This window comes from Acetobacter cerevisiae, from assembly GCF_001580535.1.
GTDB classification, from domain to species: domain Bacteria; phylum Pseudomonadota; class Alphaproteobacteria; order Acetobacterales; family Acetobacteraceae; genus Acetobacter; species Acetobacter cerevisiae.
In genome coordinates this window covers 1-3,827 of sequence record NZ_LHZA01000063.1, presented here as the reverse complement: position 1 = coordinate 3,827, position 3,827 = coordinate 1, and the positions used below count along the sequence as shown (strand labels likewise).

At 53.4% G+C, this 3,827-nt stretch carries 3 protein-coding genes; all 3 read left to right on the top strand.

Translation table 11 applies throughout. The annotated features are described in order from the left end of the window. Positions 1-571 precede the first annotated feature (571 nt). On the top strand, positions 572-1,171 hold the full coding sequence (locus AD928_RS00615) for a restriction endonuclease subunit S domain-containing protein (protein ID WP_062247437.1): 600 nt from the start codon (positions 572-574) through the stop codon (positions 1,169-1,171). A 38-nt stretch (positions 1,172-1,209) separates the two neighbouring features. Then, positions 1,210-2,736, top strand: coding sequence for a type I restriction-modification system subunit M (locus AD928_RS00610; RefSeq protein ID WP_062247435.1), 1,527 nt, complete (start codon positions 1,210-1,212; stop codon positions 2,734-2,736). After that, positions 2,726-3,827: restriction endonuclease subunit S (locus AD928_RS00605; RefSeq protein ID WP_062247433.1), on the top strand; the 1,102-nt coding region annotated here is incomplete at its 3' end. The genes AD928_RS00610 and AD928_RS00605, both read left to right, overlap by 11 nt.

Sequence of the window (3,827 nt, the reverse complement as noted above, 5' to 3'; positions counted from 1 at the left end):
TAGTAAGGGCTCCCTTTGGGGAGCGGTTGGGGTTCAACGTGACACCCATGACTATTTCACATGCTGACATCCCCCATATAGACGAGGCACAACGCATTATAATTTGTGGCATGTATCTCTTACGAAACAGTGCCAATATCTACACCCCAGTGACGCATCCGGCGCTCGCCCCGTCACAGGATGTCGAACGCTACCGATTTCGACATAAGCACGTCTTTCACAGTAGGGACTCTGCGAGAGCGTTCCATAGGTGTTCACCCCAAGCGTACGCAACACGCACTTTCGTGTAGTCAGCCCTATCTGCCAGAGTCTTCCCCGGCCTGAACGGGGGCGCAGGGATCCAGACGATCTGCGGGCACTACGTGTTCACGAAACCGGATTTCGTGAACACGTTTTTCTGACATGTCAGCGAAAACCCAGACTGCGACCACGTTGGGAGAGCGGGGTGATGCCTGTCCGACCGGGGCAGGACAGGGGCACGGCGCACAATCACAGTCGTAAAGTGCACCAATTGCGATGGTGCTATAAATAACAGGTTGACAGGGTCAGGTTCTCCGCGCAGGATACAGTCATGACCAAAGTCGTTCATGTTAAGAAAACATCGATTTCTGCCCTTTGCGCCGTTTCCACAGGATGGTCGTTCAGAGGGCGGATCGACCCGACCGATGGGGCAAAAACGGCTGTCGTGCAGATGCGGGACACATCGCCTTCTGGCGTGGACTGGACGTCCTGCGTGCGCACCGAGGTGGCCGGGCGGCGTGAGCCGGACTGGCTGCGCCCGGGCGATATCCTCTTCCCGGCCCGTGGCAATGTGTCACTAGCCGTTCTGATTGATGCGCGTATCGGCAGCCTTCAGGCCGTCGCCGCGCCGCACTTCTTTGTGCTGCGCGTGTCGTGTCCAGGCGTGCTGCCCGCCTGGCTGGTCTGGTGGCTCAATCAGGATCCCGCACAGCGCTATCTGGAGCAGCAGGCCCAGAGTTCCACCCTTGTGCGCAACATTGCCCGTCCAGCACTGGAGAGCGTGCCGGTAGCACTCCCACCCCTGTCCCGACAGGAACAGATTGTGGAGCTGGCCTGCGCCATGCAGCGCGAGGAGACACTTCTGCACCGCCTGCGCCAGACCAGCCAGCAGATCATGACCGGGCTTGCCAGAGACCTTCTGGCGGGCTGACCCACACCCGTGACGTTTTTGATACAGGATTTAAGTGCGTGACCGAGCAGATTTCACAGGACACCATCAACAAGGCGCTGTGGAGCGCCTGCGATACCTTTCGTGGCACCGTCAGCCCTGACGCCTACCGCGATTACGTGCTGACCATGCTGTTCCTGAAATACATCTCCGATGTGTGGCAAGACCATTATGACGGCTACAAAAAGGAATATGGCGACAATCCAGCCCTGATCGAAGCCATGCTTCAGCAGGAACGCTTCGTTCTGCCGAAAGGTGCGGATTTCTATACCCTCTACAAAGAGCGCAATGCCCCCGGAAATGGTGAACGGATTGATAAAGCCCTGCACGCCATTGAAGAAGCCAACGGCACCAAGCTGAAGGACGCAGGCAAAAGCGTGTTCCAGGACATCAGCTTCAATTCTGACAAACTTGGCGATGAAAAGCAGAAAAACACCATTCTGCGGCATCTGCTCGAAGATTTTGCCAAGCCGGACCTGAACCTGCGCCCCTCACGCGTTGGCAATCTGGATGTGATTGGCAATGGCTATGAATTCCTGATCAAGAATTTTGCCGCCAGCGGTGGGCAGAAGGCGGGCGAGTTCTATACTCCACCCGAAGTCAGTGAACTGCTGGCCCGTATTCTGAGCCCTCAGCCGGGTGAGAGCATTTGTGACCCGGCCTGTGGTTCGGCCTCCCTGCTCATGAAGTGCGGCAAACAGGTGACGCAGAACCACAACGGCAGCAAGGACTACGCCCTGTATGGGCAGGAAGCCATTGGCTCCACGTGGTCTTTTGCCAAGATGAACATGTTCCTGCATGGCGAGGACAACCACCGCATTGAGTGGGGCGACACCATCCGCAACCCCAAGCTGCTGGATGACAAAAACCACCTGATGCGCTTTGACGTGGTGACGGCTAACCCGCCCTTCAGCCTCGACAAATGGGGGCATGATGAGGCTGAGCAGGACGTGCATCACCGCTTTGCCCGTGGTGTGCCGCCCAAGACCAAGGGCGACTACGCCTTTATCCTGCACATGATTGCCACACTGAAGGATCGCACGGGCCGCATGGGTGTTGTGGTGCCGCACGGCGTGCTGTTCCGGGGCAGTTCGGAAGGCAGGATCCGCCAGAAGCTGATTGAGGAAAACCTGCTGGATGCGGTGATCGGCCTGCCGGAAAAGCTGTTCTTCGGCACAGGGATTCCGGCCGCCATCCTGATCTTCCGCAAGGACCGCAAGACGAAGGATGTGCTGTTCATTGATGCCAGCCGGGAGTTCAAAGCGGGCAAGAACCAGAATGTGCTGACCGAGGAGAACATCACGAAGATTGTGGACACCTACCGCGCCCGCAAGGACGTAGACAAATACGCCCACCTCGCCACACCGGACGAGATCAAAGAGAACGACTACAACCTGAACATTCCACGTTATGTCGATACGTTTGAGGAAGAAGCGGAAATTGACCTGAATGCTGTGCGGGCCGAACGGGCGGAGATCAAGGCCGAACTGGCAAAGCTGGAAGCCCAGATGGACGCCTATCTGAAGGAGTTGGGTTATGCTTCCTGAGGGGTGGGAATCTACCACACTTGGAGAAATTATGGACTTTCGAAATGGTCTGAATTTTTCTCAGTCAGATTCAAAAAATTTGATAAAAGTAGTCGGCGTTTCCGATTTTTCTCTTGGAAATGTCCTTTCACGTACCGATTCATTAAAAGAAACGTACGTAGATCAATTTAAGGATGATGACCTACTCCAAGAGAATGACTTTTTATTCGTGCGATCAAATGGCAACAAATCCCTTATCGGAAGGTGTTTGTATTTTCCTCATATTCCAGAGCCCATCTCATTCTCTGGATTTACTATTCGTGGCCGCCTCAAAAACCCCTTAATAAGCGCAACTTATATTTTCCAGATTGTCGCTGGAGAATATTTTCGTAAATACATAAATCTCTCTGGATCTGGAACAAACATTTCAAATTTAAGCCAAGAAATACTTTCTAATACTCCACTCATCCTCCCCCCTCTCCCCGAACAGAAGAAGATCGCGGCAATCCTCTCGACGTGGGATCGTGCGATTGATGGAGCGGAGAAGCTTCTGGCCAACAGCCAGCAGCAGAAAAAAGCCCTCATGCAGCAACTCCTCACAGGCAAAAAACGCCTGCCGGGGTTCACGGGGGAGTGGGAAACCAAATATCTCGGAGATATTGCCGACATTCAGACCGGCAGTTCGAACCGCCAAGATTCACTCACAAATGGCGAATATACATTTTTTGATCGTTCGGAAGATATTAGAACAAGCAACAGATATTTGTTCGATTGTGAAGCTGTCATTGTACCGGGAGAGGGACAGGATTTTGTCCCTAAATATTTTGTAGGAAAATTTGATCTACACCAAAGAACTTACGCTATCTCATGTTTTCAAGCGTGTGATGGAAAATTTATTTTTTACACGGTTGGTTATCATAGATCCCACTTTCTTTCCCAAGCGGTTGGCTCAACCGTAAAATCGTTACGGCTGCCTATGTTCCAAAAGATGCCTTTAAAACTACCGCCGCTGTCAGAACAGCGGGCCATCGCTGCGGTTCTGACCACAGCAGACGAAGAAATCACAGCGATTGAATCCGACCTCTTGCGCCTGCGTCAGGAGAAGAAAGCCC

Coding starts and splice junctions, on each gene's coding strand:
- AD928_RS00615 (WP_062247437.1), top strand. CDS start 572: ATGACCAAAGTCGTTCATGTTAAGAAAACATCGATTTCTGCCCTTTGC.